General features: G+C 67.0%; 1 protein-coding gene. It reads left to right on the top strand.

The window, feature by feature from the left end; genetic code table 11:
• Positions 1-539, top strand: a 539-nt coding sequence (locus tag AC1D08_RS33690; protein WP_477425360.1) for a DUF5801 repeats-in-toxin domain-containing protein, incomplete at both ends; no start/stop codon positions are given.

The raw sequence follows: 539 nt of genomic DNA, 5'->3' as shown, positions 1-539 counted from the left end.
TTCCTGGATGACGGCCCGTCGATCTCGGCGCCGGGCGCCAGTGCATCGCTGACGGTGGACGAGACGGATCTGACGACGAATGCGACGGCGAGCTTCGCCAGCGCCTTCACCTCGAGTTATGGCGCCGATGGCGCCGGCACGACCACCTATGCGCTGGGCTTCAATGCCGGCGCGACGGGGCTGGTCGACACGGCGAGCGGCCAGGCGGTGGTGCTGAGCCTCGAGGCTGGCCAGGTGGTCGGCCGTGCGGGCGTCGGCGGCGTGATCGTGTTCACGGTCAGCACCGATGCGTCGGGCAATGTGACGCTCGACCAGCAGCGTGCGGTGGTCCATCCGACGACGGACCCGAACGAGCCGGTCAGCCTGAACGCCGACAATCTGGTGACACTGACGGCGACGATCACCGACAAGGATGGCGATCATCAGTCGGCGACACTGAACATTGGCAGCAACCTGACCTTCCTGGATGACGGCCCGTCGATCTCGGCGCCGGGCGCCAGTGCATCGCTGACGGTGGACGAGACGGATCTGACGACGAA

This window comes from Mesorhizobium sp. P2_E6 (assembly GCF_056403835.1).
Note: the sequence above shows the minus strand (reverse complement) of the source record. Positions and strands in the feature narration are given on the sequence as shown.